We start from the raw sequence: 25,142 nt of genomic DNA on the forward strand, positions 1-25,142 counted from the left end.
AGGGGCGGCCGGTTGATCCGGCCGCCCCTCAGGCATGCCCGGCCCGTCAGCTCAGCGGCATCCGCGGGAAGCGGCGTTCCCGCTCCGCGCCGGCCGTGGCCTGCTCCGCCTTGGCCACGGCCGCGTACTGGTCGACGTACTCCTGCTCGGACAGCGACAGGATGGCGTACATGATCTCGTCGGTGACCGCCCGCAGGACGGCCTTCTCGTTCTCCATGCCCGCGTAGCGGGAGAAGTCGAGGGGCTTGCCGAAGCGGATGACGATGGGGTGGAGGTGCGGGACGACCCGGCCCGGCGGCTGGGCCTCGAAGGTGCCGATCATCGCGCAGGGCACGACCGGCACCCCGGCCTTCAGCGCCATCACCGCGACGCCGACCTTGCCCTTGTAGAGGCGGCCGTCGTGCGAACGGGTGCCCTCGGGATAGATGCCGAGCAGTTCCCCCTTCCGGAGCACGCCGAGGCCCTCGCGGATCGCGGCCTGACCGGCGTCCTTGCCCGAGCGGTCGACCGGGATCTGGCCCGCGCTGCGGAAGAAGAACGCGGTCAGGCGGCCCTTGACGCCCGGTCCGGTGAAGTACTCGGCCTTGGCGAGGAAGGTGATGCGCCGCTTGAGGATGGCCGGCATCAGGAAGTGGTCCGAGAAGGACAGGTGGTTGCCGGCGACGATGGCGGCGCCCGAGGAGGGCACGTGCTCAAGGCCTTCGATGCGGGGCCGGAAGACCACTCTCAGCAGCGGCCCCAGCAGCACGTACTTGAGCAGGTAGTAGAACAAGGGGTCGCTCCTCACTGTGACGGATCGGCTCAACCGCTGTGTTCTAGCAGGTCAACCGGCGTGCTGTGGGGAGTCAGTGTAGGTGGCGACGCAGTCACGCGGAACCGGGTCCGACACGGGATCGGCCAGGGCCCGCGGCAGCGCCGTCGACGGTGATCCGGCCTTCGTCCCGGGTCCCCGGTGCCCGTCCACCGGTCGGTACGGCCCGTGGACGCCCCTCTCCGGAGTGACCCCGGGCTGCGCCGACCGGCCGGGTTCGAGACCACGAGGCAGCCGTGTCCCGCCGCCCGGCCCGTCGACGACCTCAGCTCCGCCCGAGTACCCGCTCCAACGCGGCCAGCGCGTGGCGCAGTTCCCCGGCCGTGATGGTCAGCGGCGGGGCCAGCCGGATCGTGGAACCGTGGGTGTCCTTGACCAGGATCCCCTCCCGCATGAGGCGCTCGCTGACCTCGCGGCCGGTGCCGATGGCCGGGTCGACGTCCACGCCCGCCCACAGCCCGCGCGAGCGGAAGCCGACCACGCCCCGGCCGACCAGATCGGCCAGTCCGTCCCGCAGCACGACGCCCAGCTCCGTCGCCCGGCGCTGGAACTCGCCCGTCTCGAGAAGCCCGACCACGGCCGTGCCGACGGCCGCCGCGAGCGGGTTGCCGCCGAACGTGGAGCCGTGCTCGCCCGGCCGCAGCACGCCGAGCACCTCGCGCCGGCCCACCACGGCCGACACCGGCACGATCCCGCCACCCAGCGCCTTGCCGAGCAGCAGCAGGTCCGGTACGACGTCCTCGTGCTCCACCGCGAGGGTGCGGCCGGTGCGGCCCAGGCCCGACTGGATCTCGTCCGCGACGAACAGGCAGCCCCTGCGGCGGGTCAGCGCACCGACGCCGGCCAGATAGCCCTCGGCGGGGATGACGACCCCGGCCTCCCCCTGGATCGGCTCGAGCAGCACCGCCGCCGTCGTCTCGTCGACGGCCTCCTCCAGCGCGGCCAGGTCGCCGTACGGGACGATCCGGAAGCCCGGCGTGAAGGGGCCGAAGCCCGCCCGGGCCGTCTCGTCGGTGGAGAAGCCCACGATCGTCGTCGTACGGCCGTGGAAGTTGTCCGCCGCGACCACGATCGTCGCCCGGTCGGCCGGGACGCCCTTCACCTCGTACGCCCACTTCCGGGCCACCTTGATGCCGCTCTCCACCGCCTCGGCCCCGGTGTTCATCGGCAGCACCATGTCCTGGCCGGTCAGCTCCGCGAGCCGCTCCGCGAACCCGGCGAGCCGGTCGTTGTGGAAGGCGCGGGAGGTGAGCGTCAACAGGTCCAGCTGGCGGTGCGCGGCCTCGATCAGCGCCGGATGCCGGTGGCCGAAGTTCAGCGCCGAGTATCCGGCGAGCATGTCCAGGTAGCGGTTGCCCTCGACGTCCTCCACCCAGGTGCCCTCGGCCCGTGCCACCACCACGGGCAGCGGGTGGTAGTTGTGCGCCAGGACGGGCTCCTCCGCACGGATCAGGTCGGCGGACGTACGCGTGCGGGCGGGTGCGGTCATCAGCGGATCTCCTGGGTGCAGCACTTGATGCCACCGCCGGCCTTGTGGAACTCCGACAGGTCGACGGGGACGGGGACATAGCCGTGGCCGGCGAGACGCTCGGCGAGGGCTTCGGCGCGGGGCGCGATGAAGACGTTCCGGCCGTCGGACACGGAGTTCAGGCCGAACACCATGGCGTCCCGGCGGGTGGCGAGCACCGCGTCCGGGTACAGCCGCCGCAGCACCTCCCGGCTGCCCGCCGAGAACGCCTCCGGGTAGTAGCAGACGTTGTCGTCGTCCAGCACGAACAGCGCCGTGTCCAGATGGTAGAAGTACGGGTCCACCAGGGTGAGGCCGATCACCGGGTGGCCGAGGAACTCCTGCACCTCCCGGTGCGCCTCGCGGGTGGTGCGGAACCCGGTGCCGGCGAGCACGTACCGGCCCGTCCACACCAGGTCCCCCTCGCCCTCGGACACCGACTCGGGGCGGTGCACGTCGTAGCCGGCCGTCTTGAACCAGGTGTCGTAGTGCACCGACTCCGCACGCCGCTCCGGCGCGTGGAAGAGGGAGCCGAAGACCCGGCCGCCGACCACGAACGCCGCGTTCGCGGAGAAGACCATGTCCGGCAGTCCGGGGACCGGCTCGACGGACTCCACCGAGTGGCCGTGGGCGCGGTAGGCGCGGATCAGCGCCTGCCACTGCTCCTGGGCGAGATCCACGTCGACGGGCCGGTCGGGATGCATCCAGGGATTGATCGCGTACTGCACCGCGAAATGTCTGGGTTCACAGACGAGGAAGCGCCGGGGGCGCGGCACACGGCTTTCGGCCACAGAGGGTTCCCTCCGTTTTCCTGTGTGTCACTGAGGGGTGACACCAAGGTAGGAAGCGGGAAAGGCGGACGACAAGGAAAAAAGGCTGCGTTCCTGCGCAGTATCGCTGCGTTCTGCGGATTCGACACGCACGGATGATGCGCATACCCGGCGTCATTCCGGTGCCGCGTGGGTGGCTCCCGCTTCCGGGCTTTCCGGGATGAGGTGGGACAGCACCATCACGCTGATCGTCTTCCGGATGAACGGCTCCACGCGGATCCGCTCCAGCACCTCCTCGAAGTGCTCCACGTCCCGGGCCCGCACGTGCAGCAGCGCGTCCGCGCCGCCCGTCACGGTCATCGCGGCCGTGATCTCCGGATGGTTGCGGACCACCTCCGCCAGCCGCCTCGGCGGCGCCGCCCCCTCGCAGTACACCTCCACGTACGCCTCCGTCCGCCAGCCCAGCGCCGACGGCTGCACGGTGGCCGTGAACCCCGTGATCACGCCGGTGTCCCGCAGCCGGTCCACCCGCCGCTTCACCGCGGTGGCCGACAGCCCGATCGCCGATCCGATCTCGGCGAAGCTGGTCCTGGCGTTCGCCATCAACGCGGTGACGATTTTCCGGTCGAGCTCGTCGAACGCGGTGGTCCTGCTGTTCATGCCGGCACTGTATCCAGCGCGGACGTCCACGCCCGGCACATGTCCAGGCATGCGGTTTCCTCCTACACTCCACGTTCATGCTGCGCGCCCTCGCCGTCGACGACGAACGCCCCTCGCTCGAGGAACTCCTCTACCTGCTCCACGCCGACCCGCGCATCAGCAGCGCCGAGGGCGCGGGGGACGCCACCGGCGCGCTGCGCCGCATCACCCGTGCCCTGGAGTCCGGTCCGGCCGGGCCCGACGCCATCGACGTGGTCTTCCTCGACATCCAGATGCCCGGCCTCGACGGCCTGGAGATGGCCCGGTTACTGACCGGGTTCGCCCACCCGCCGCTGGTCGTGTTCGTCACCGCGCACGAGGACTTCGCCGTACGCGCGTTCGATCTCAAGGCGGTCGACTACGTACTCAAACCCGTCGGCAAGGAACGCCTGGCCGAGGCCGTCCGCCGGGCCGCCGAACTGCGCGGCACCGCGCCACCGATCCCCGTGCACGAACCCGACCCCGAACAGATACCCGTCGAACGCGGCGGCGTGACCCGCTTCCTCGCCGTCGACGACATCACCCACGTCGAGGCGCACGGCGACTACGCCCGGCTGCACACCGACCGCGGCAGTCACCTCGTCCGCATCCCGCTGTCCACCCTGGAGGAACGCTGGCGCGGCCGTGGCTTCGTCCGCATCCACCGCCGCCACCTCGTCGCCCTGCGCCACATCGGCGAGCTCCGCCTGGACGCGGGCACCGTGAGCGTCCTGGTCGGCGGCGAGGAACTCCAGGTCAGCCGGCGGCACGCCCGGGAGCTGCGGGACCTGCTGATGCGCCGGACCGCGGGGTAGGGAGGCACCGTGGAGCCCACCGAACGCCGTGTCACCGTCACCGGACCGCCCCGCCGCACCCGCAGGACCTCCGGCTACTACCGGCCGCGCACCGAGATCGACGAGCTCACCACCCTCGGCCACACCTACGTCCGCTCCCTGATGCGCACCCAGCTGCGCGCCGCGCTCACCGGACTCGCGGTCCTGGTGCTGCTCGTCGGCCCGCTCCCGCTGGTCTTCGCGGCCGCCCCCGACGCCCGCCGCCTCGCCTGGGTGGTGCTCGGCTTCTGCCTGTACGCGCCGCTGGTCCTGCTCGCCCGCTGGTACGTGCGCCGCGCCGAACGCAACGAGCGCGACTTCGTACGCCTCATCGAAGACCGATGACCGAAAGCGGACCGATGAACTCCGGCTACGCCGTCCCCGCCGTCGCCCTCGTCGTCGTGGCGACCGTCCTCGTCGGCGCCTTCGGCCTGCGCGTCTCCCGCACCACCTCCGACTTCTACGTCGCCTCGCGCACCGTCGGCCCCCGCCTGAACGCGGCCGCCATCAGCGGCGAGTACCTCTCCGCCGCCTCCTTCCTCGGCATCGCGGGACTGGTCCTCGTCCAGGGCCCGGACATGCTCTGGTACCCGGTCGGCTACACGGCCGGCTACCTCGTCCTGCTCCTCTTCGTCGCCGCCCCGCTGCGCCGCTCCGGCGCCTACACCCTGCCGGACTTCGCCGAGGCCAGGCTCGCCTCACAGGGCGTGCGACGGCTGGCCGGGGCCTTCGTGGTCGGCGTCGGCTGGCTGTACCTGCTGCCCCAGCTCCAGGGCGCCGGACTGACGCTGACGGTGCTCACCGGGGCCCCCGACCTGCTCGGCGGGGTCATCGTCGCCGTGGTCGTGGTGGCGACCGTCGCCGCGGGAGGCATGCGCAGCATCACCTTCGTACAGGCCTTCCAGTACTGGCTCAAGCTCACCGCCCTCCTCGTCCCCGCCCTCTTCCTCGTCCTGGCCTGGCAGGCCGACGGCGGCCCGAAACCCGCGTTCGCGGAACCGGCCGCCTTCCGCGAGCAGCGCACCGTCCGGGTGGGGGAGAGTCTCGACCTCCGGCTCGAGAAGCCGCTCACGGTCACCGTCCGCGGCACGGTCGACGGCCGCGGCCACGACGGCACCCGGCTCCGCCTGCCCGCGGGCACCCACCGCATCGAGGGCGGCACCCGCCTGAGCTTCGCCCGGGGCACCCCCGTCCCCGCCGCCGGCCGGGTCAGCGCCGGCGGCATGTCCACCTCCCTCACGACGAGCCGCGAGGAACGCCCGCTGTACGCCACGTACGGGCTGATGCTGGCCACCTTCCTCGGCACCATGGGCCTGCCGCACGTCGTCGTCCGCTTCTACACCAGCCCGCACGGTGGTGCCGCCCGCCGCACCACGGTCGCCGTCCTCGCCCTGATCGGCGGCTTCTACCTGCTGCCGCCGGTCTACGGCGCCCTCGGCCGCCTGTACGCCCCCGAGCTCACCCTCGGCGGCGACGCGGACGCCGCCGTCCTGCTGCTGCCCGGCCGCATGATCGGCGGTGCCGGCGGCGACCTGCTGGGCGCGCTGGTCGCGGGCGGTGCCTTCGCCGCCTTCCTGTCCACGGCCTCCGGGCTGACCATGGCGGTCGCCGGGGTGCTCACCCAGGACGTGCTGCCCTCGCGCGGCGTACGGCACTTCCGGCTGGGCACGGTGCTAGCCATGGCCGTGCCGCTGGCGGCGAGCATGCTGGTCGGCGGGCTGCCGGTGGCGGACGCGGTGGGGCTGGCCTTCGCGGTGTCGGCGTCCTCCTTCTGCCCGCTGCTCGTCCTCGGCATCTGGTGGCGCCGGCTGACCCCGCCCGGCGCGGCCGCGGGCATGCTGGTGGGCGGCGGCTCCGCGTTCCTCGCGGTCGCCGCGACCATGGCGGACGTCCCGGGCACCGGCTCGCTGCACGCCCTGCTCGCCTGGCCCGCCCTGTGGTCGGTGCCGCTGGGCTTCCTCACCATGGTGCTGGTGTCCCTGGCCACCCCGGCCCGGGTACCGCCCGGCACGGCGGCGGTCCTCGCCCGCTTCCACCTGCCCGAGGAACTACGGGCCGAGGTGACGGTGTGAGCGGCTTCCCGGCGGGTCCCCGCGGTGCGCCGTGGCTATGGGCGGCGGGCTCGCGGTTGCGGTGGGCCGGGGGGTGCCCGGGGGGTTCTGGGGGCGTTCGCCCTGGTGCCGGTGTGCTGCGGGCCGGGAGGAGGGTGTGAGCGGCTTTCTCGCGGGTCTCTGTGCCGCCGTCCTGCCGTTGCTGGCGGCCGGCTTCTGGCTCGGGCGCCGGACCGCCCGGCCCGAGACGCTCGGCGGCCTCGGCACGCCCGTGGAGCACGCCACCTTCCAGACGCTGCACACCGCCTCGCTCGCCGCGCCCCCGCTGCGGGCCGGCCTCACCGGGGAGACCGCCCGCAAGTCCGCCCGCGGCCTGCGCACCCTGCTCGGCACGGACGCGCTGTGCCTCACCGATCTTGAGGACGTGCTGGTCTGGGACGGAGTGGGCGCCCACCACCGCGCGGAGGTGATGGCGCGGCTGGCGGGGCCGCTGGAGACCGGGCGCGGCGAGGCCTTCCGGCTCAGCTGCGCCACCCCCGACTGCCCCGTCCGCTGGGCCGTCGTGGCGCCCCTGACCGTCGACGACCGGGTGCACGGCGCGCTCGTCGCCTGCGCCCCGCGCGAGTCCGCGGTCCTGGTCCGGGCGGCCGGAGAGGTGGCCCGCTGGGTGAGCGTCCAGCTGGAGCTCGCGGACCTCGACCGGTCCCGGACGCGGCTCATCGAGGCCGAGATCAAGGCCCTGCGCGCCCAGATATCCCCGCACTTCATCTTCAACTCGCTCGCGGTGATCGCCTCGTTCGTGCGCACCGACCCGGAGCGGGCCAGGGAACTGCTGCTGGAGTTCGCCGACTTCACCCGCTACTCGTTCCGCAGGCACGGCGACTTCACCACCCTCGCCGACGAACTGCACGCCATCGACCACTACCTGGCGCTGGTCCGGGCCCGCTTCGGCGACCGCCTCTCCGTCACCCTGCAGATCGCCCCCGAGGTGCTGCCGGTCACCCTGCCCTTCCTGTGCCTCCAGCCCCTCGTGGAGAACGCCGTCAAGCACGGTCTGGAGGGCAAGGCCGACGCCTGCCACATCCAGATCACCGCGCGGGACGCGGGCGCCGAGGCGCTGGTCGTCATCGAGGACGACGGCGTCGGCATGGACCCCGGCCTGCTGCGCCGCATCCTCGCCGGCGAGGCCGGCCCCTCGGGCGGCATCGGCCTGTCCAACGTCGACGACCGGCTCCGCCAGGTCTACGGCGACGACCACGGCCTCGTCATCGAGACCGCGGCCGGCGCGGGCATGAAGATCACCGCACGGCTGCCGAAGTACCAGCCGGGGGTGCACTGAGGAGGGCCGGGCTCAGGGCCTCTCGGTCACGATCATCGCCAGCGTGAGCAGCCCCAGCACCACCCAGCCGAACCACAGCCAGCCGTTGCTGCCGAGCGCCACCGTGTAGGCCGTCACGACGACGAGCCCGCCGACGGTGAGCACCCCCATGGCCTTCGTGGAACCGTTCGTGGAACCGGGCATCGCACCAGCCTCCTCAGGGTCCGTGCCTCCATGGTGCCCCGAACGGTTGCGCTACGGCATACCGGTGACTCAGTTCTCGCGTGCGTTCAGTGAGGCCAGATAGGCGTTGTACGCCGCCAGCTCCTGGTCCCCGTCACGGTCGGCGGCCCGGTCCTTGCGCCTGGCCTGCCGCTGCTCCGAGCCGTACCACTGGAACAGCAGCGCGATCAGCACCAGCACGGACGGGATCTCGCTGAACGCCCAGGCGATCCCGCCGGCCGCGTTCTGGTCGGAGAGCGCGTCGATGCCGAGCGAGGCGGGCGGGTTGCGGAACGTCGCCACCATCGGCGTCGACGCCATCATCAGCGCGATCCCGAAGAACGCGTGGAACGGCATGCCCGCGAACAGCTCCAGCATCCTGATCAGGTACCCGGGCCGGTGCGGCCCCGGGTCCACGCCGATGATCGGCCAGAAGAACACCACGCCCACCGCGAGGAAGTGCACCATCATCGCGACGTGCCCCGTCTTCGAGCCCATCAGGAAGTCGAAGATCGGCGTGAAGTACAGCGCGTACAGGCTCGCGATGAACAGCGGGATCGTGAACACGGGATGCGTGATCACCCGCATGTACCGGCTGTGCAGCAGCGCCAGCAGCAGCTCGCGCGGACCGGCGCGGCCCTTGCCCGCGACCGGCAGTGCGCGCAGTGCCAGGGTGACCGGGGCGCCCAGCAGGACCAGGATCGGCGACAGCATGCTGATCACCATGTGCTGGACCATGTGCACGCTGAACATGACCATGCCGTAGTCGTTCAGCCTGGTGCACATCATCAGCCCTATGGTCAGCACACCCACGGCGTACGACACCGTCCGGCCGGCCGGCCACGTGTCACCGCGCCGCCGCAGCCGTACCACGCCCCACCCGTACAGCCCGAGCCCCAGCAGGCACGCCACGAGGAAGAACGGGTCCGCCGACCACTGAAGACCCCGCCCCAGCGTGAACGGCGGCAGATCCATGACCATGCCGTGCCCGCTGTGATCCATCCGCCGGCTCCTGATTCGTGGGGGTTGTACGCGTCTGTCCGCCCCCAAGAGTAGAGCCGCCCCCGGTCACGTCCGCGGCCGGGGGCGGGGAGGTCCGCTCGGACCGGGAGCTCAGAGCACGCACTCCGCCTCGTCGTACCGCTCGGAGGGCACGGTCTTCAGCGTCTGGACGGCCTCGGCCAGCGACACCATCACGATGTCCGTACCCCGCAGCGCGGTCATCCGGCCGAACTCGCCGCGGTGCACCGCCTCCACCGCGTGCCAGCCGAACCGGGTGGCCAGCACCCTGTCGTACGCGGTCGGCGTGCCACCGCGCTGCACGTGCCCGAGGATGACCGGCCGTGCCTCCTTGCCCAGCCGCTGCTCCAGTTCGACGGAGAGCTGCCGGGCGATCCCGGCGAAGCGCTCGTGGCCGTAGACGTCCTTGCCGCCCTCGTCGAACTCCATGGAACCGGGCTTCGGCTTGGCACCCTCGGCCGCCACCACGATCGCGAACCGCTTGCCCGCCTCGAACCGCTCGCCGACCTTCCGGGTCAGCTCCTCGATGTCGAAGGGCCGCTCGGGCACGACGACGGCGTGGGCGCCGGCCGCCATGCCCGAGTGCAGGGCGATCCAGCCGGTGTGGCGGCCCATGACCTCCACGATCAGCACACGCTGGTGGGACTCGGCCGTGGTCTTCAGCCGGTCCAGGGCCTCGGTGGCGACGCCGACGGCCGTGTCGAAGCCGAAGGTGACGTCCGTGACCGCGATGTCGTTGTCGATGGTCTTCGGCACGCCCACGATGGGCAGGCCGCTGTCCGACAGCAGGCGGGCCGCCTTCAGCGTGCCCTCGCCGCCGATCGGGATGATCGCGTCGAGACCGAGCTCCTCGACGTGCCCCCTGGCCCGTGCCACACCGTCCCTCAGGTGCTCCGGGCGGACCCGGGAGGAGCCGAGGATGGTGCCGCCGCGCGCCAGGATGCCACCCACGGCGTCCAGGTCGAGCTTGAGGTAGTCGCACTCCAGGAGGCCCTTCCAGCCGTCCCGGAATCCGATGACCTCGTCGCCGTGGTCGGCGACGGCGCGGTGCACGACGGACCGGATGACGGCGTTCAGGCCGGGGCAGTCGCCGCCGGACGTGAGGACACCAATGCGCATAGCCCGAATACCTTCTAGACGTGGGCCGGGGACCGGACCACGCTGTCCGGCTGTATCCCGGCCACCCTACCGGCGTGAGGGGGTGGCTCCGCAGCAGGCGTCCGCCTGCTGGACGTGCCCGCACATGTGAGCGGACGCGCTGTCAGGCGGGCCTGCGGACCACCCTCGGCCAGGGCACTCGAAGGCGGCTCCAGTCCCTGTGGACCGGACCCCGCACGGGCCGGCCGGGCCGCCTAGGCGGGCTGCTGCGCGGCCGTGATGCGTTCGGTGCGCAGCGCCTCGTACCACCGGTCGTCGATCGGCGGCAGCGCGTTGACGTCCAGCGCCAGCTTCAGCAGCAGGTCGGCGATCTGCGGATTGCGGGCGAGGACGGGCCCGTGCATGTACGTACCGAAGACGGTGTCGTTGTACGCGCCCTCCGTGCCGTCCCCCGTGCCGTTGCCCTTGCCCAGGCGGACCTGGGCGAGGGGGCGGGCGGTCGGGCCGAGCTGGGTGACGCCCTGGTGGTTCTCGAAGCCGGTCAGCTGGGGCAGGCCCAGGCGCGGGTCGATGTCCGCGAGGACGTCCCCGACGCACCGCTCGCCCGTACCGCGCACGGTCGTCACGTCGAGCAGACCGAGGCCGGGCTCGCGCTGGCCGAGGTCGTTGACGAACTCGTGGCCGAGGATCTGGTAGCCGGCGCAGACCGCGAAGACGATCGCGCCGTTCTGCACCGCCTGGTACAGGTGCCCGTCGCGGCGCAGCCGCTCCGCGGCGAGCCGCTGCGGCCGGTCCTCACCGCCGCCGATCAGGTAGATGTCGCCGGAGGTGGGGATCGGCTGGTCGCTGCGCACGTCGAGCCGCGCCACGTCCAGGCCGCGCTGCCGGGCCCGCCGCTCGATGACCAGCGCGTTGCCCTGGTCGCCGTAGGTGCTCAGCAGATCCGGGTAGATCCACACCAGCCGCAGTTGGTTGTCGCTCATGAGGGATCGTCGCTCCGTTGTCCGATGCGGTTGTCTGATGCGGTCAGTTGCCGACACGGCGCCGCAGGTCCTGGAACGCGGTGTAGTTCGCGATGACCTCGACCCGGCCCGGCGGGCACATCTGCACGGCCTGCTCCAGGTTCTCGCAGACCTGGAAGTGCTGGTTCGCGACCTCCAGGCGCACCGCGAGGTCCAGCTTGCGGTCGCCGAGGACGAAGATCGGGTGGCCGGTCAGCCGCGTGTAGTCGACGTCCCACAGCCAGGAGGTGTCGGTGCCGTCGGCACCGCGGGCGTTCACGGACAGGATCACCGGGGCGGGCGGCGGGTCGATGAGCGAGAACGTCTCCAGCCAGCCGGCCGGGTTCTTCGCCAGCAGCAGGCGCAGGTCACGGCCCTGGAACTGCACGACGTCGTACCGTCCGGCGACCGCCTGCACCTGGTACATCCGCTCCAGGGCGACCTGCGGCGGCACCCCGAAGACGGCGGCGACGGCCGCGGAGGAGGTGGCGTTGGCCTTGTTGGCGCGGCCCGGCAGCTGGAGGTGGATCGGCCAGGCCGAGCCGTGCGGGTCGAGCACGTGGTCCCCGGACAGCGCCCAGCTCGGCGTCGGACGGCGGAAGCCGCACTCGCCGCAGAACCAGTCGTCGCCGGGCCGCTGCATCACACCGCCGCATGACGGGCAGGACCAGGCGTCGTCCTTCCACATCTGCCCGGCGGCGACCCAGATCACGTTGGGGGAGGAGGAGGCGGCCCACACCACCAGCGGGTCGTCGCAGTTGGCGACGATGACCGCCTTGGACCCGGCCAGGCCCTCGCGCCAGTTCTCGGCCAGCATCCGCGTCTCGGCGGCGCGGTCGAGCTGGTCGCGGGAGAGGTTGAGCAGGGCGATGCACTTGGGGGCGGTGTCCCGGGCCACACCGGCCAGGTACTTCTCGTCGACCTCGATCACGCCGAACTTGGAGTCCGAGCCGCCCGCCAGCGCCGAGGTGATGCCGGCCGGCATGTTGGCGCCGAGCGCGTTGGACACCACCGGGCCGGCGGCCCGCAGCGCCTCGGCGATGAGCCGGGTGGTGGTGGTCTTGCCGTTGGTCGCCGACACCAGGATGACGTCCAGGTTCTGGGCGAGCCGGGCGAGGAGGTCGGGGTCGAGTCTGAGCGCCACCTTGCCGCCGATCACCGAACCGCTGCCGCGTCCCGCGGCGCGCGACGCCGCCGCGACCGCCTTGCCCGCGGTCACGGCCAGCTTGGCCCGCGGCGTGAGCGGGTCCGAGTTGCCTGCCATCAGATCTCGATCCTCCTTGCGTACGCGCCGCGCCTCAAGTCAACCGGCAACGTGGTGGGGCATCAGCCTATCGAGATCCACTCACATGCCCGAACCGCGGCCCACGTCTGCGCGGCGGTCGTGGGCCGAAGGAACCGTACCCTTGCGGCCATGCGACACGGTTTCATCCCGGGCGCCCGCGGGCGGGTCCGGCCCCTCACCCTGCTCGGCGACGCGGTGCTGCGCGAACGATGCGCCGAGGTCACCGACTTCGGTCCCGAGCTGGCGGCCCTGGTGGAGGACCTGTTCGCCACCATGTACGCGGCGCAGGGGGTGGGCCTGGCCGCGAATCAGATCGGGGTGCCGCTGCGCGTCTTCGTCTACGACTGCCCGGACGACGACGAGGTGCGCCACCTGGGACATGTGGTGAACCCGCGGATGGTGGAGGCGGACGGTGTGGTGGTCCGGGGCCCGGAGGGCTGCCTGTCCCTGCCGGGGCTGGAGGCGGGGACGGAGCGGTTCGACCACGCGGTCGTCGAGGGACGCACCGTGACCGGGGAGCCGGTCACGGTGCACGGCACGGGGTTCTTCGCCAGGTGCCTCCAGCACGAGTGCGATCACCTGGAGGGCAGGCTGTACGCGGACCACCTGACGGGCCGGCGTCACCGCAGGCTGATGCGGCAGGTGGCGCGGGCGTCGTGGGAGCGGTGACGGGTGCGCCGACGGGTGCGGGGGCCTCAGAACCGCGGACCGCCCACCTTGTCCCCCGCCGCCGCCAGGCGCCCCCACAGCAGGTCGGCCAGGCTGCGCACCAACTCCGCACGGTTGCAGGGGCGTTCGCCCAGCCACCAGTCACCCGCCGCGTGCATCATCCCGACGATCCCGTGGCCCCACACCCGGGCCAGCTGCTGGCTGCCCGGGCCCAGGTCCAGCCGCTCCTCGATCACCTGGGCCAGTTCCTCGCCCATCCGCCTGAGCAGCGGAGCCGAGTGCTTGCCGACGTCGAAGCCCTGGTCGCCGCCCTGACCGCCCTCCGACGGGTGCATCAGGAAGCGGTACACCTGGGGCCGGGCCTCGATCGCGGCGAGGTAGGTGTCCAGCGTGGCCTCCACCCGCTCCCGCCGTTCGGCGGGCGCGTCCAGCGCGGCCCGCAGCGAATCGAGCAGGGCGTCCGTGTGCCGCTTGGCCAGGGCCGCGTAAAGGCCGCCCTTGTCGCCGAAGTGGCGGTACAGGATGGGCTTGGTGATGCCCGCCTCCGCGGCGATCGCGTTCATCGAGGCCTGTGGGCCGTCGCGGAGCACCACCCGGTCGGCGGCCTCCAGCAGCTCGCGCCGTCGGCGGTCGGCGGACCGCTGCTGATCGGTCCGCTGTGTGGTGTCCATGTGCTCTCCCCACCCGTGCTGATTCGGTCACGCCTGCGCAAACTAACACTGACGATGCCCCTGACATCGAACGGGATGCCGAGGTGCCGTCCGGAGTTGACTTTTCCTACTGACGAGTAACAGACTTGTGTTACCGCTAGTAACACGTACTGCCGCCGCTGGAGGGGACATGGCCGAGTTCACCATGGAGCTCAACGACGAACAGAAGGAGGTCCGGGACTGGCTGCACGGCTTCGCCGCCGACGTCATCCGGCCCGCGGCCGCCGAATGGGACGAGCGTGAGGAGACTCCCTGGCCGGTCATCCAGGAGGCCGCGAAGGTCGGCATCTACTCCCTCGACTTCTACGCGCAGCAGTACTTCGACCCCACCGGGCTCGGCATCCCGATGGCCATGGAGGAACTGTTCTGGGGTGACGCGGGCATCGCCCTGTCCATTGTGGGCACCGGCCTGGCCGCCGTGGGCGTTCTCGCCAACGGGACCGACGAGCAGATCGGCACCTGGATCCCCCAGATGTACGGCGACGCGAGCGACGTGAAGGTGGCCGCCTTCTGCTCCTCCGAGCCCGACGCCGGCTCCGACGTGGCCTCCATGCGCACCCGCGCGGTGTACGACGAGGCCAAGGACGAGTGGGTGATCAACGGCACCAAGACCTGGGCGACCAACGGCGGCATCGCCAACGTCCACGTCGTCGTCGCCGTCGTCGACCCGGAGCTGGGCTCCAAGGGCCACGCCTCCTTCATCGTCCCGCCGGGGACGCCGGGGCTCGCGCAGGGCCAGAAGTTCAAGAAGCACGGCATCCGCGCCTCCCACACCGCCGAGGTGATCCTGGACAACGTGCGCGTCCCCGGCTCCTGCCTGCTCGGCGGCAAGGAGAAGCTGGACGAGCGGCTCGCCCGTGCCCGGGAGAAGGCCAAGGCGGGCGGTGAGCGCGTGAAGAACGCGGCGATGGCCACCTTCGAGGCCTCGCGTCCGGCGGTGGGCGCGATGGCGGTGGGCACCGCCCGGGCCGCGTACGAGGTCGCCCTCGACTACGCGAAGACCCGCGAGCAGTTCGGCCGCCCGATCATCGACAACCAGGGCGTCGCCTTCCAGCTCGCGGACATGCGGACGCAGATCGACGCCGCCCGGCTCCTCGTCTGGCGGGCGTCCTGGATGGCGGTCAACGGCAAGCAGTTCACCGCGGCCGAGGGCTCCATGTCGAAGCTGTTCGCCAGCGAGACCGCGAAGAAGGTCACCGCCCAGGCGATACAGATCCTCGGCGGCAACGGCTACACCCGTGAGTACCCGGTGGAGCGCATGCACCGCGACGCCGCGATCTACACCATCTTCGAAGGGACGAGCGAGATCCAGCGCCTGGTGATCGCCCGGACGCTCGCGGGGATGCCGATCCGCTAGGACCTGTCGTGGCCGGTGGGGGCACCTCCCACGCCCTTCAGGGTCCGGGGCCCCTCGTCCGGATCAGGCTCCGTGAGCCCGGCGTGATCCGGACGAGGGGCCCTCGGCCCCGTGGCTCACCGGTGCCGCAGCGGGGTGAGCTGTTCGATGTCGTAGCGCTTGCGCAGCGCCTCGATCGCCTCGTGGTCCGGCGGCCCCCCGTCCCCGAGGATCTCGAGCAGCTCCTCGAAGTAGCGCTCGTGGTCCGGGGGCGGGGAGGCCTGGAAGAACATCCGCGCCGGTGACTCCGTCGGGTTCGCGAACGCGTGCGGGCACCCCGGCGGTACGACGATGACCGTGCCCGGGGTCGCCCGGACCACCCGGTTGCCCGAACTCGACTCCCACTTCTGCCAGTTGTCGGGGGTCCGGATGCGCGGCTCGAAGGCGAGCACGTCCAGCTCGCCGTCCAGCACGTAGAACAGCTCCTCGCTGCGGGTGTGCACATGGGCACCCACGTCGAAGCCCGGCGGGACCTCCACCTCGAAGGTGGACGCCATCCGCGAGTGGGTGCCGGTCACCTTGAAGGTCACGCGCTGGGCCGGCGTCTGCACCACCCGGCCGTGGCCGGGCGGCACGAGCAGCCCCTCGGTCGCCGTCATCGGTTCCTCACCTTCCCCGGCTCACCGGGAAGACCTCCGGTCGCCGGATCAGCGCCCCCCTTCCCGGGGGGCGGTCGACCCGGCGCGGCGGCGAGCCTCATGCCGTGTCCTCGTCCGGGACGCTCCAGCGGCCCAGCGTCATCTCCGCGGTGATACCGGGACCGAACCCGGCCAGCAGCCCGCGAGCCCGGTGCTCGGCACCGCCCTCGTCGAACAGCCGGCGCAGGGCGTCCAGCACCACGGCGCTGGCGATGTTGCCGTACTCGGTGAGCGTGGCCCGGCTGAAGCGGAACGCGTGCGGGTCGACCTCCAGGAACTTGCTGAGGTCGTCGAGTATTCGGGGGCCGCCCGCGTGGACGATGTAGAAGTCCAGGTCGGCCGCGTCCCAGCCGTGCCGGCCTGCCAGGGCCTGCAGCGCCGGGGCGAGCGGCTCCATCGTGGCCGGCACCCGCTTGTCCAGCAGGAAGTGGAAGCCGGTGGCCCGGACGTCGTACATGATCCAGTCCTCGGTCTTCGGGATGAGGTACGAGCCGTTGCGTTCGAGCTCCACACCGGTGCCGCCCCGGCCGCGGACCACGGCGGCGGCGATGCCGTCGCCGAACAGGCCGTTGGAGAGCAGCGAGCCGACGCCGAGGTCGGTGGGCTGGTAGCAGAGCGAGCAGAACTCGCACGCCACGATCAGCGCGTTGGTCTCGGGGTAGGCCGTGCAGAAGTCGTGCGCCCGGTTGATCGCGGCGCCGCCGGCGGCACAGCCCAGCTGGGCTATGGGCATCTGCCGGGTGGTGCTGTCGAAGTCCATCTCGTTGATCAGCCACGCGGTGAGCGAGGGCATCATGAAGCCCGTGCACGAGACGAAGACGATCACGTCGATGTCGCTGGTGAGCAGCTCCGCGTCGTCGAGCGCGCGCTGGATCACCGCGGGGACCCGGGCCTTGGCCTCGGCCTCGTAGAGCTTGTTGCGCTCCTCGAAGCCCGGGTGCTTCAGGGTCTCCTCGATCGGCTGCACGATGTGCCGGGTCTTCACGCCCGTGTTCTCGATCAGCCGGAGAGCCAGCGGCAGCTGTGGGTGGTCCGCGTGGCGGGAGCGCGCCAGCTCCAGCGTCTCCTCCATCGTGATCACGTGCTCCGGAACCGACACCGAGGGTCTGCACAAAGTCGCCATGAACCGTGCCTGCTTTCGCCGTCCGGCGGGCTCGCACCCGCCGGTCAGAAGGTGGTTCACCTCAGGGGGTGGTCCATCCACGATCACCCGGGAGAGCGACGATCTCGCGTCGGACTACTCCAGACCGGTGAACGCCCGTCCTACGGCGCACCCCCGCTGCTGTGGGCGATGCACGCGACGTCGATCCGGTCGGCCAGCTTCGCCAGCTCGATGGTCAGCGCGGCCACGGTGTCCTCGTCGAGGCCGTCTTCACCGGCCTCGACAAGGCGCAGCCACCGCCCACCGACCGTCCGCAACAGCTTGCTCACTTCGGAGGCAGCCACCTGCAAGGTCCCGCGGTCGTCGACGATCAGAGGCAGAGTCACTTCGCGGTTCACAGACGGGATGGTAGTCGTGCGACCGTCACGCACCGTGCCAAACGGTCGTGATGTTGCAGAACTCCCGGATTCCTTGCCCGGACAGCTCACGCCCGTACCCGGACCTCTTCACACCCCCGAACGGGATCGCCGGGTGGGACGCCGTCATACCGTTCACGAACACCGACCCGGCCTCGAGGTCCCGCGTGAACCGCTCGACCTCCCCCTCCTCCCGCGTCCAGACGTTCGAACTGAGCCCGAAGGGCGAGTCGTTGGCGATCAGGACCGCCTCGTCCAGGTCCCCGGCCCGGTAGAGCCCGGCGACCGGCCCGAACGCCTCCTCACGGTGGATGCGCATCTCCCGGGTGATCCCGGCGAGCACGGTCGGCGGGTAGAACCAGCCCGGCCCGTCCGGCCGCTCCCCGCCGCACAGCACCTCGGCTCCGGAGCGCCTGGCGTCGTCGACCAGCTCCTCCAGGTCGGCCCGCCCCCGCTCACTGGCGAGCGGCCCGATGTCCGTGTCCTCCTCCAGCGGGTCGCCGACCTTCAGCGCCCGCATGCCCGCGACGAACTTCTCGGCGAAGGCGTCGTAGACGTCGGAGTGCACGATGAACCGTTTGGCGGCGATGCACGACTGCCCGTTGTTCTGCGTCCGCGCGGTCACCGCGATCCGGGCCGCCCGGTCGAGGTCGGCGGAGGGCATGACGATGTACGGGTCGCTGCCGCCCAGCTCCAGCACCGTCTTCTTGATCATCTCCCCGGCGGTGGAGGCGACCGCCCGCCCGGCCGGCTCGCTGCCCGTCAGGGTGGCGGCCTTCACCCGGTCGTCGCGCAGGATGTCGTCCACCGCCGCCGAGCCGATCAGCAGCGTCTGGAAGCAGCCTGGCGTGAAGCCCGCCCGGTGCAGCAGGTCCTCCAGGTACAGGGCGGTCTGGGGGACGTTGGAGGCGTGCTTGAGCAGCCCCACGTTGCCCGCCATCAGCGCGGGCGCGGCGAACCGGACCACCTGCCACAGCGGGAAGTTCCAGGGCATCACCGCGAGGACGGGGCCCAGCGGGCGGTACCGCACCCGTACCCGGGACGCGCCGGAATCCCGTACGTCCGACTCGGCGGGCTCCTCGTCGGCCAGCAGCCCCTCGGCGCGCTCGGCGTACCAGCGCATGGCCTTGGCGCACTTCGCGGCCTCCGCCCGCGCCTGCTTGACCGGCTTGCCCATCTCGGTGGTCATCACCCGGGCGATCTCGTCCTGATCCTCGTCGAGCAGGTCGGCGGCCCGGTGGAGCAGCCGGGCACGCTCGGCGAACGTGGTCGTCCGGTAGCTGCGGAACGTGGCCTCGGCGAGCTGGAGCCGGCGCTCCAGTTCTTCCTCGTCCATGGCCTCGTACGTCTTGAGCGTCTCGCCGTTCGCCGGGTTCACCGTCGCGATGGGCATGGCTGGCCTCCCTCGGAGCGGGGCTTGATACGACCTTCCCGCGCGGCGGTCGGCGCCGCAACGCGGAGCGGACGTGTCCGTCCAGGTGAGCCGCGGGGTGGCTCACCTGTGGTTCGAGTGCTCCGCCAGCCGGTCCAGAAACGCGGCCTGGGCTGTGACGATCACCGCACGGGCCCGGTCCACGCCGAACCACCGCACGCGGTCCAGCTCGGGGAACTCCTGGACGCGGCCCGACCGCGGCGGCCACTCCATGGTGAAGGTGCCGGGTTCGATCGTCTCCGGGTCCAGGTCGGCCTCGACCGCCCAGGCCGTGACGGTCTTGCCGCCGCTCTGTCGGACCTCGCCCAGCGCGACGGCCTCCCCGTCGGGCGGCGGCAGGCCCAGCTCCTCCCGGAACTCCCGGCGCGCCGCGTCCCAGGCGGCCTCGCCGGGCCCGTACTCGCCCTTGGGCACGGTCCAGGCACCGGCGTCCTTCTTGCTGAAGTAGGGGCCGCCCATATGACCGAGCAACACCTCGAGGCCGTCGTCGGTGTGCCGGAACAGCAGCAGTCCGGCGCTGCGCCTGGGCGCGGTCGGGCTCACGGCCTCACCTCCGGGTGCGCGGCCAGCACCGTCTCGACGGTGTCCGCCTGCTCGGGACGTTTGTCGGCACGGTAGCGGACGACACGGGCGAAACGGAGGGTGACGCCGGCCGGGTAACGGGAGGAGCGCTGCAGGCCGTCGTAGGCGATCTCCACAACGAGTTCGGGGCGTACGGTCACCCCCCAGCCGTGCTCCCGGACCGCCAGTGCGGCCAGCCGCTCGGTCTGCCAGGTGAGCACCGCGTCGGTCATGCCCTTGAAGGTCTTGCCGAGCATGGCGAAGCCGCCGTCCCGGGTCCGGGCGCCGAGGTGCAGGTTGGACAGCTTCCCGGTGCGGCGGCCGTGGCCCCACTCGGCGGCCAGGACGACCAGGTCGAGCGTGTGCACGGGCTTGACCTTCAGCCAGGCCGCGCCGCGCCGGCCCGCGCTGTAGGCGGCGTCGAGGGCCTTGACGACCACGCCCTCGTGGCCGCGGGCGAGGGTGTCGGCGAGGAACCGTTCCGCCTCGGCCATGTCCCATGGGTTCTCCGGTCCGGACACCAGCGTCCTGCGCACCCGCATCGGCCCGGGCACCAGCCGGGCCAGCTCCGCGTGCCGCTCGGCGAACGGCAGGTCGAGCAGGTCGCGGCCGTCGACCGCGAGCGCGTCGAAGAACACGGGGGAGACGGGCACCTCCCCGGCGGCCTTCGCCACGTCCACGCGTGAGCCGACCCGCCCCGCCGTCTCCTGGAAGGAACGGGGCCGCCCGGCCGCGTCGAAGGAGATCACCTCGCCGTCCAGGATGAACCGCTCGCCGGCCAGCTCCGCAACGGCCGAGGTCACTTCGGGCAGCCGGTCGGTGATGTCGTCGAGGGTGCGGGTGACCACCCGTACGGTGGGCCCGTCCCGGTGCACCTGCACGCGGATGCCGTCCAGCTTCTCCTCCACCGCGCAGGCGCCGAGCTTCCCGACCGCCTCGGCGACCGACGAAGCGCTGTGCGCCAGCATCGGCAGCACCGGCCGGCCGACGGTCAGCCGGAAGCGGTCCAGCGCCCCGGGCCCCTCGCCGAGCAGCGCCGCGGCGACCGTCTGCAGGGAACCGGCCAGCATCACCGCCCGCCGTACGTCCGCCGCGTCCGCGCCGGTCGCCGCCGCCAGCCCCTCCACGGCGACCGCGTCCAGGGCGCCCTGCCGCACCTCGCCGGTGATCAGCCCGAGCAGGAAGCGCTGCTCGTCCTCGGTGGCCGCGCCCATCAGCTCACCGACCAGCCGCGTCCGTTCCGCCTGCGAACCGGGCCCGGAGACCTTGCCGAGCTCGGTGAGCCGGGCGTCCGTCCCGGCCACGGTGAGGGACGGCTCGGCGGCGGGCCGGACGGGGCGCGAGAGGACCTTCCAGCCGACCCCGAGCCGCCCCTGCGGCAGCCGTCCCGCGAGGTACGGGATGACGATCGGCACCTCGTCCGCCTCCGCCTGCCGGAACAGCTCCGCGAGCAGCGCGGTCTTCCGGGACCGCGCCGACGTGGCGGCGACCTCGCGGGACACCTGGGCGAGCCGGGACAGCAGCATGCAGCCATGGTGCTACGGGCCCGCCGTGACCACACCCCCACGTGCGCGACCACCCCCACGTGCGCGACCACCCCCACTCCGCCTCCGGGCCGGCGGACTGTGGACGACACGGGGAGACGGTCACGCTCCATGTGCCATATTGACAAACCTGGTTGCCGGTTCTGCAATGACGGTCATGACGACCCATGACGTACTGGCCGAGGTGGGCCCGAGGCTCCGGCGCATCCGCAAGGAGCGGGAGGTGACCCTGGCCGCGCTCTCCGAGTCGACCGGGATCTCCGTCAGCACCCTCTCCCGCCTGGAGTCCGGCCTGCGCAAGCCCAGCCTCGAGCTGCTGCTGCCGATCGCCCAGGCCCACCAGGTGCCGCTGGACGAGCTGGTCGGCGCGCCGCCGGTAGGGGACCCGCGGGTGCGGGCCGAGCCGATCGTGCGGCACGGGCGGACGCACTGGCCGCTGACCAGGCAGCCCGGCGGGCTCCAGGCGTACAAGGTCCTGGAACCGCGGCGGAAGCAGGCCCCGGACCCGCGCACCCACGAGGGCTACGAGTGGCTGTACGTGCTGTCCGGACGGCTGCGGCTGGTGCTGGGCGAGCACGACGTGGTGCTCACGGCCGGGGAGGCCGCCGAGTTCGACACCCGGGTGCCGCACTGGTTCGGGTCGACGGGGGACGGCCCGGCGGAGTTCCTCAGCCTGTTCGGGCCGCAGGGGGAGCGGATGCACGTACGGGCGCGCCCCCGGCGGGCGTGACGCACGCGCCTGTTCCCCGATCGGCAAGCGACCGCTTAGTATGCAGTCGACCCCGTCGGACGAAGCAGTCGCGTGGAGGCACCCGCATGCAGGCATGGCAAGTGCACGAGAACGGCGAGCCGAGCGAGGTGATGCGGCTGGCCGAAGTGGAGCGGCCCACGCCCGGCGACGGCCAGGTCCTGCTGAAGGTGCGCGCCGCCAACATCAACTTCCCGGACGTGCTCATGGCCCGCGGCCAGTACCAGGTCCGCCCGCCGCTGCCGTTCACCCCGGGCGTGGAGATCTGCGGCGAGACCGAGGACGGGCGGCGGGTGATCGCCAACCCGGTGCTGCCGCACGGCGGCTTCGCCGAGTACGCCGTCGCCGACTCCGCCGCCCTGCTGCCCGCCCCCGGGTCGCTGGACGACGCCGAGGCCGCCGCTTTGCACATCGGCTACCAGACCGGCTGGTTCGGCCTGCACCGCCGGGCCGGGCTCGAGGCCGGCGAGACGCTGCTCGTCCACGCCGCCGCGGGAGGGGTCGGCAGCGCGGCCGTGCAGCTCGGCAAGGCGGCCGGCGCCACCGTCATCGGTGTCGTGGGCGGCGCCGCCAAGGCGGCCGTCGCCCGCGAGCTGGGCTGCGACGTCGTGATCGACCGGCGTGCCGAGGACGTCGTCGCGGCGGTCAAGGAGGCCACCGGCGGGCGGGGCGCCGACGTGATCTACGACCCGGTCGGCGGCGACGCCTACACCTGGTCCACCAAGGTCGTCGCGTTCGAGGGCCGGATCGTGGTGGTCGGCTTCGCGGGCGGCACCATCCCCAGCCCCGGGCTCAACCACGCCCTGGTGAAGAACTACTCGATCCTCGGCCTGCACTGGGGCCTGTACAACACCAAGAACCCGAAGCTCGTCCAGCACTGCCACGAGCGGCTCACCGAGCTGGCCGCCCGGGGCGCGATCAGGCCGCTGGTGAGCGAGCGGGTGCCGCTGGGCGAGGCGGCGGCGGCCGTGCAGCGGGTCGGCGACGGGGCCACCACCGGCCGGGTCGCCGTCGTGCCGGCCCTGGAGAACGGAGCCGCGGCATGACCGACGCAGCCGGACTCAGGCGCCGCACGGAGGAGCTGCTGGCCGCCCACCCGCCCGCCACCACCGGCCGCCTGGACTTCCTCAAGGCCCGCTTCGACGCGGGACTGGCCTGGGTGCACTACCCGGAGGGGCTCGGCGGCCTCGGTGCCCCGCGCTCCCTCCAGGCCGTCGTGGACACCGAGCTGGAGGCGGCCGGAGCCCCCGACAACGACCCGCGCCGCAACGGCATCGGGCTCGGCATGGCCGCCCCGACGATCCTCAGGTACGGCACCGAGGAGCAGAAGCGGCGTTTTCTGCGGCCCCTGTGGACCGGCGAGGAGGTGTGGTGCCAGCTGTTCAGCGAACCCGGCGCCGGCTCCGACCTCGCGGCCCTCGGGACCCGGGCCGTCCGGGAGGGCGACCACTGGGTGGTCAACGGGCAGAAGGTGTGGACCTCCGGCGCGCACCATGCCCGCTGGGCCATCCTCATCGCCCGCACCGACCCGGCCGTGCCCAAGCACGCGGGCATCACCTACTTCCTCTGCGACATGACCGATCCCGGTGTCGACGTCCGCCCGCTGCGGCAGATCACCGGCGAGGCCGAGTTCAACGAGGTCTTCCTCACCGACGTCCGCATCCCCGACTCCCGGCGCCTCGGCGGGACCGGCGACGGCTGGCGCGTCGCGCAGACCACCCTGAACAACGAACGCGTCGCCATCGGCGGTATGCGGCTGCCCCGCGAGGGCGGCATGATCGGCCCGGTCTCGAAGACCTGGCGCGAACGCCCCGGACTGCGCACCCACGACCTCCACCAGCGGCTGCTCACGCTGTGGGTGGAGTCCGAGGTCGCCCGTCTCACCGCCGAACGCCTGCGCCAGCAGCTCGTCGCCGGCCAGCCCGGCCCCGAGGGCGCCGGCATGAAGCTCGCCTTCGCCCGCCTCAACCAGGAGATCAGCGGCCTGGAGGTCGAACTCCGGGGCGAAGAGGGCCTGTTGTACGACGACTGGACCATGCGCCGCCCCGAGCTGGTGGACTTCACCGGCCGCGACGCCGGCTACCGCTACCTCCGCGCCAAGGGCAACAGCATCGAGGGCGGGACCAGCGAGGTCCTGCTGAACATCGTCGCCGAGCGCGTCCTGGGCCTGCCCGCCGAGCCGCGCACCGACAAGGACGTCGCCTGGAAGGACCTCGCCCGATGACCACACGGCGCACCGAGCCGGACCTGCTGTACTCGGAGGAGGAAGAGGCGCTCAGGGCGGTCGTACGGGACCTGCTCGCCGACCACTGCGACGCGCCGGGCGTGATCGCCCGCACCGAGTCGGACGCGCCGCACGACCTGGCCGCCTGGAAGGCGCTCGCCGATCGTATGGGCCTCGCGGGCCTGCTGGTGCCCGAGGCGCAGGGCGGCCAGGGCGCCACGCACCGTGAAGTGGCCGTCGTGCTCGAGGAGTTGGGGCGCGTGGTCGCTCCCGTGCCGTACCTCACCAGCGCCGTGGTCGCCACGGAGGCGCTGCTGGCCTGTGCCGACGGGGAACTGCTCGGCAGGCTGGCGTCCGGCCGGACCATCGGCGCGCTGGCCGTCGGGCTGCACACCGCTCCCGGCGCCGCCTTCACGACCGTACGCGTCGAAGAGGGCACTCTGCGCGGGGAGCTGACCGGGATCGCCGACGCGGCGGCCGCCGATGTGCTGCTCGTGCCCGCCGAGGACGGCGGCCTGTACGCGGTCTCCGTGGCGGACACGGACACGGTGACCGTCACCCCGCAGGTCTCCTTCGACCTCACCCGCCCCCTCGCCACCGTCACCCTCACCGGTGCCCCCGGCCGCCGTCTCGGCGACGCCGAACCCGCCGTACGCCGTGCCCTGCACGCCGCTGCCGGGCTGCTCGCCTCCGAGCAACTCGGCCTCGCGGAATGGCTGCTGACCGAGACCGTGCGCTACCTCAAGGAGCGCAAGCAGTTCAACCGGCCGGTCGGCGGCTTCCAGGCGCTCAAGCACCGGCTCGCCCAGCTGTGGCTGGAGGTCGTCAACCTCCGCGCCGCCGCCCGCAACGCGGCCGACGCGCTGGCGAGAGGCCAGGACGCCGGGGTGGCGGTGGCCGTGGCCCAGGCGTACGCGGCACCGGTCGCCGTGCACGCCGCCGAGGAGGCGCTGCAGCTGCACGCCGGTATCGGCATGACCTGGGAGCACCCCGTCCATCTGTATCTGAAGCGCGCCAAGGCCGACTCGATCGCCTACGGCACCGCGGGCGCCCACCGCGCCGCGGTCGCCGAACTGGCCGACCTGCGGGCTCCCTGACCCCCACCGGC

General features: G+C 72.3%; 26 protein-coding genes. 10 read left to right on the forward strand and 16 right to left on the reverse strand.

Annotation, left to right across the window (positions count from 1 at the left end):
• Window positions 1-46: 46 nt before the first annotated feature.
• The 4 genes from ABZX30_RS16870 to ABZX30_RS16885 form a co-directional block, all read right to left on the reverse strand.
• A complete protein-coding gene (locus ABZX30_RS16870; RefSeq protein WP_355934133.1) occupies window positions 47-772 on the reverse strand; it encodes a lysophospholipid acyltransferase family protein in 726 nt (241 codons plus the stop codon).
• Between the two features lie 304 nt (window positions 773-1,076).
• Window positions 1,077-2,300, reverse strand: coding sequence for an ornithine--oxo-acid transaminase (gene rocD, locus ABZX30_RS16875; protein WP_355934134.1), 1,224 nt, complete (start codon window positions 2,298-2,300; stop codon window positions 1,077-1,079).
• Window positions 2,300-3,109, reverse strand: coding sequence for a dimethylargininase (gene ddaH, locus ABZX30_RS16880; protein WP_355934136.1), 810 nt, complete (start codon window positions 3,107-3,109; stop codon window positions 2,300-2,302). Before ddaH ends, rocD begins: the two co-directional genes overlap by 1 nt.
• A 153-nt stretch (window positions 3,110-3,262) precedes the next feature.
• Window positions 3,263-3,748: an Lrp/AsnC family transcriptional regulator gene (locus ABZX30_RS16885; protein ID WP_355934137.1), complete on the reverse strand. Its 486-nt coding sequence runs from the start codon at window positions 3,746-3,748 to the stop codon at window positions 3,263-3,265.
• Between the two features lie 77 nt (window positions 3,749-3,825).
• On the opposite strand from ABZX30_RS16885, the gene ABZX30_RS16890 reads away from it, so the two are divergent.
• The 4 genes from ABZX30_RS16890 to ABZX30_RS16905 all read left to right on the forward strand — a co-directional run bounded on the left by ABZX30_RS16890 (window position 3,826) and on the right by ABZX30_RS16905 (window position 7,989).
• Window positions 3,826-4,581, forward strand: a complete 756-nt coding sequence (locus tag ABZX30_RS16890) for a LytTR family DNA-binding domain-containing protein (RefSeq protein ID WP_355934139.1) — start codon at window positions 3,826-3,828, stop codon at window positions 4,579-4,581.
• Between the two features lie 9 nt (window positions 4,582-4,590).
• The gene (locus tag ABZX30_RS16895) at window positions 4,591-4,944 is read left to right on the forward strand and encodes a hypothetical protein (RefSeq protein ID WP_355934140.1); all 354 of its coding nucleotides are present in this window, start codon (window positions 4,591-4,593) and stop codon (window positions 4,942-4,944) included.
• 14 nt (window positions 4,945-4,958) lie between these two features.
• Window positions 4,959-6,671: a cation acetate symporter gene (locus tag ABZX30_RS16900; RefSeq protein ID WP_355934228.1), complete on the forward strand. Its 1,713-nt coding sequence runs from the start codon at window positions 4,959-4,961 to the stop codon at window positions 6,669-6,671.
• 136 nt (window positions 6,672-6,807) lie between these two features.
• Window positions 6,808-7,989, forward strand: coding sequence for a histidine kinase (locus ABZX30_RS16905; protein ID WP_355934142.1), 1,182 nt, complete (start codon window positions 6,808-6,810; stop codon window positions 7,987-7,989).
• A gap of 12 nt (window positions 7,990-8,001) precedes the next feature.
• Here the strand turns inward: ABZX30_RS16905 and ABZX30_RS16910 are convergent, their stop codons facing one another.
• The 5 genes from ABZX30_RS16910 to ABZX30_RS16930 form a co-directional block, all read right to left on the reverse strand.
• Window positions 8,002-8,172, reverse strand: coding sequence for a hypothetical protein (locus ABZX30_RS16910; RefSeq protein WP_355934143.1), 171 nt, complete (start codon window positions 8,170-8,172; stop codon window positions 8,002-8,004).
• A gap of 69 nt (window positions 8,173-8,241) precedes the next feature.
• Window positions 8,242-9,192 (reverse strand): cytochrome c oxidase assembly protein, encoded by a 951-nt coding sequence (locus ABZX30_RS16915; RefSeq protein WP_355934144.1) that lies wholly within the window; start codon window positions 9,190-9,192, stop codon window positions 8,242-8,244.
• Window positions 9,193-9,303: 111 nt separating this feature from the next.
• A complete protein-coding gene (locus ABZX30_RS16920; protein WP_355934146.1) occupies window positions 9,304-10,329 on the reverse strand; it encodes a 6-phosphofructokinase in 1,026 nt (341 codons plus the stop codon).
• A gap of 233 nt (window positions 10,330-10,562) precedes the next feature.
• Window positions 10,563-11,291 carry a glutamine amidotransferase gene (locus ABZX30_RS16925; RefSeq protein ID WP_355934147.1) on the reverse strand — a complete coding sequence of 243 codons (729 nt, stop codon included), beginning with the start codon at window positions 11,289-11,291 and terminating at the stop codon, window positions 10,563-10,565.
• Window positions 11,292-11,334: 43 nt separating this feature from the next.
• Window positions 11,335-12,573 carry a MurT ligase domain-containing protein gene (locus tag ABZX30_RS16930; protein WP_355934149.1) on the reverse strand — a complete coding sequence of 413 codons (1,239 nt, stop codon included), beginning with the start codon at window positions 12,571-12,573 and terminating at the stop codon, window positions 11,335-11,337.
• A 150-nt stretch (window positions 12,574-12,723) separates the two neighbouring features.
• Here ABZX30_RS16930 and def point away from each other — a divergent pair, with 150 nt between their 5' ends.
• A complete protein-coding gene (def, locus tag ABZX30_RS16935) occupies window positions 12,724-13,263 on the forward strand; it encodes a peptide deformylase (RefSeq protein WP_355934150.1) in 540 nt (179 codons plus the stop codon).
• A gap of 26 nt (window positions 13,264-13,289) precedes the next feature.
• Here def and ABZX30_RS16940 read toward each other — a convergent pair whose 3' ends face one another.
• Window positions 13,290-13,934, reverse strand: a complete 645-nt coding sequence (locus ABZX30_RS16940) for a TetR family transcriptional regulator (RefSeq protein WP_355934152.1) — start codon at window positions 13,932-13,934, stop codon at window positions 13,290-13,292.
• A gap of 169 nt (window positions 13,935-14,103) precedes the next feature.
• Here ABZX30_RS16940 and ABZX30_RS16945 point away from each other — a divergent pair, with 169 nt between their 5' ends.
• Window positions 14,104-15,330 carry an acyl-CoA dehydrogenase family protein gene (locus tag ABZX30_RS16945; protein ID WP_355934154.1) on the forward strand — a complete coding sequence of 409 codons (1,227 nt, stop codon included), beginning with the start codon at window positions 14,104-14,106 and terminating at the stop codon, window positions 15,328-15,330.
• A gap of 116 nt (window positions 15,331-15,446) precedes the next feature.
• Here the strand turns inward: ABZX30_RS16945 and ABZX30_RS16950 are convergent, their stop codons facing one another.
• From ABZX30_RS16950 to ABZX30_RS16975, 6 genes are all read right to left on the reverse strand, one after another.
• Window positions 15,447-15,968 carry a cupin domain-containing protein gene (locus tag ABZX30_RS16950; RefSeq protein WP_355934156.1) on the reverse strand — a complete coding sequence of 174 codons (522 nt, stop codon included), beginning with the start codon at window positions 15,966-15,968 and terminating at the stop codon, window positions 15,447-15,449.
• A gap of 97 nt (window positions 15,969-16,065) precedes the next feature.
• Window positions 16,066-17,178 (reverse strand): type III polyketide synthase, encoded by a 1,113-nt coding sequence (locus tag ABZX30_RS16955; protein WP_355934230.1) that lies wholly within the window; start codon window positions 17,176-17,178, stop codon window positions 16,066-16,068.
• 92 nt (window positions 17,179-17,270) lie between these two features.
• Window positions 17,271-17,507, reverse strand: coding sequence for a DUF6213 family protein (locus tag ABZX30_RS16960; RefSeq protein ID WP_132854892.1), 237 nt, complete (start codon window positions 17,505-17,507; stop codon window positions 17,271-17,273).
• 25 nt (window positions 17,508-17,532) lie between these two features.
• A complete protein-coding gene (locus ABZX30_RS16965) occupies window positions 17,533-18,918 on the reverse strand; it encodes an NADP-dependent succinic semialdehyde dehydrogenase (protein ID WP_355934158.1) in 1,386 nt (461 codons plus the stop codon).
• A 102-nt stretch (window positions 18,919-19,020) separates the two neighbouring features.
• Window positions 19,021-19,500, reverse strand: coding sequence for an NUDIX domain-containing protein (locus tag ABZX30_RS16970; protein ID WP_355934160.1), 480 nt, complete (start codon window positions 19,498-19,500; stop codon window positions 19,021-19,023).
• Window positions 19,497-21,044, reverse strand: coding sequence for an ATP-dependent DNA ligase (locus ABZX30_RS16975; protein ID WP_355934162.1), 1,548 nt, complete (start codon window positions 21,042-21,044; stop codon window positions 19,497-19,499). Before ABZX30_RS16975 ends, ABZX30_RS16970 begins: the two co-directional genes overlap by 4 nt.
• Before the next feature lie 175 nt (window positions 21,045-21,219).
• On the opposite strand from ABZX30_RS16975, the gene ABZX30_RS16980 reads away from it, so the two are divergent.
• The 4 genes from ABZX30_RS16980 (at window position 21,220) to ABZX30_RS16995 (ending at window position 25,131) form a co-directional block, all read left to right on the forward strand.
• Window positions 21,220-21,792 carry an XRE family transcriptional regulator gene (locus ABZX30_RS16980; protein ID WP_355934163.1) on the forward strand — a complete coding sequence of 191 codons (573 nt, stop codon included), beginning with the start codon at window positions 21,220-21,222 and terminating at the stop codon, window positions 21,790-21,792.
• 86 nt (window positions 21,793-21,878) lie between these two features.
• Window positions 21,879-22,856, forward strand: coding sequence for an NADPH:quinone oxidoreductase family protein (locus ABZX30_RS16985; RefSeq protein WP_355934165.1), 978 nt, complete (start codon window positions 21,879-21,881; stop codon window positions 22,854-22,856).
• The gene (locus ABZX30_RS16990) at window positions 22,853-24,034 is read left to right on the forward strand and encodes an acyl-CoA dehydrogenase family protein (RefSeq protein ID WP_355934167.1); all 1,182 of its coding nucleotides are present in this window, start codon (window positions 22,853-22,855) and stop codon (window positions 24,032-24,034) included. Before ABZX30_RS16985 ends, ABZX30_RS16990 begins: the two co-directional genes overlap by 4 nt.
• Window positions 24,031-25,131 carry an acyl-CoA dehydrogenase family protein gene (locus tag ABZX30_RS16995; RefSeq protein WP_355934169.1) on the forward strand — a complete coding sequence of 367 codons (1,101 nt, stop codon included), beginning with the start codon at window positions 24,031-24,033 and terminating at the stop codon, window positions 25,129-25,131. The genes ABZX30_RS16990 and ABZX30_RS16995 overlap by 4 nt, the downstream gene beginning before the upstream one ends.
• Window positions 25,132-25,142: the final 11 nt, after the last annotated feature.

It is taken from the genome of Streptomyces sp. NPDC004542 (assembly GCF_040610035.1).
Taxonomy (GTDB): domain Bacteria; phylum Actinomycetota; class Actinomycetes; order Streptomycetales; family Streptomycetaceae; genus Streptomyces.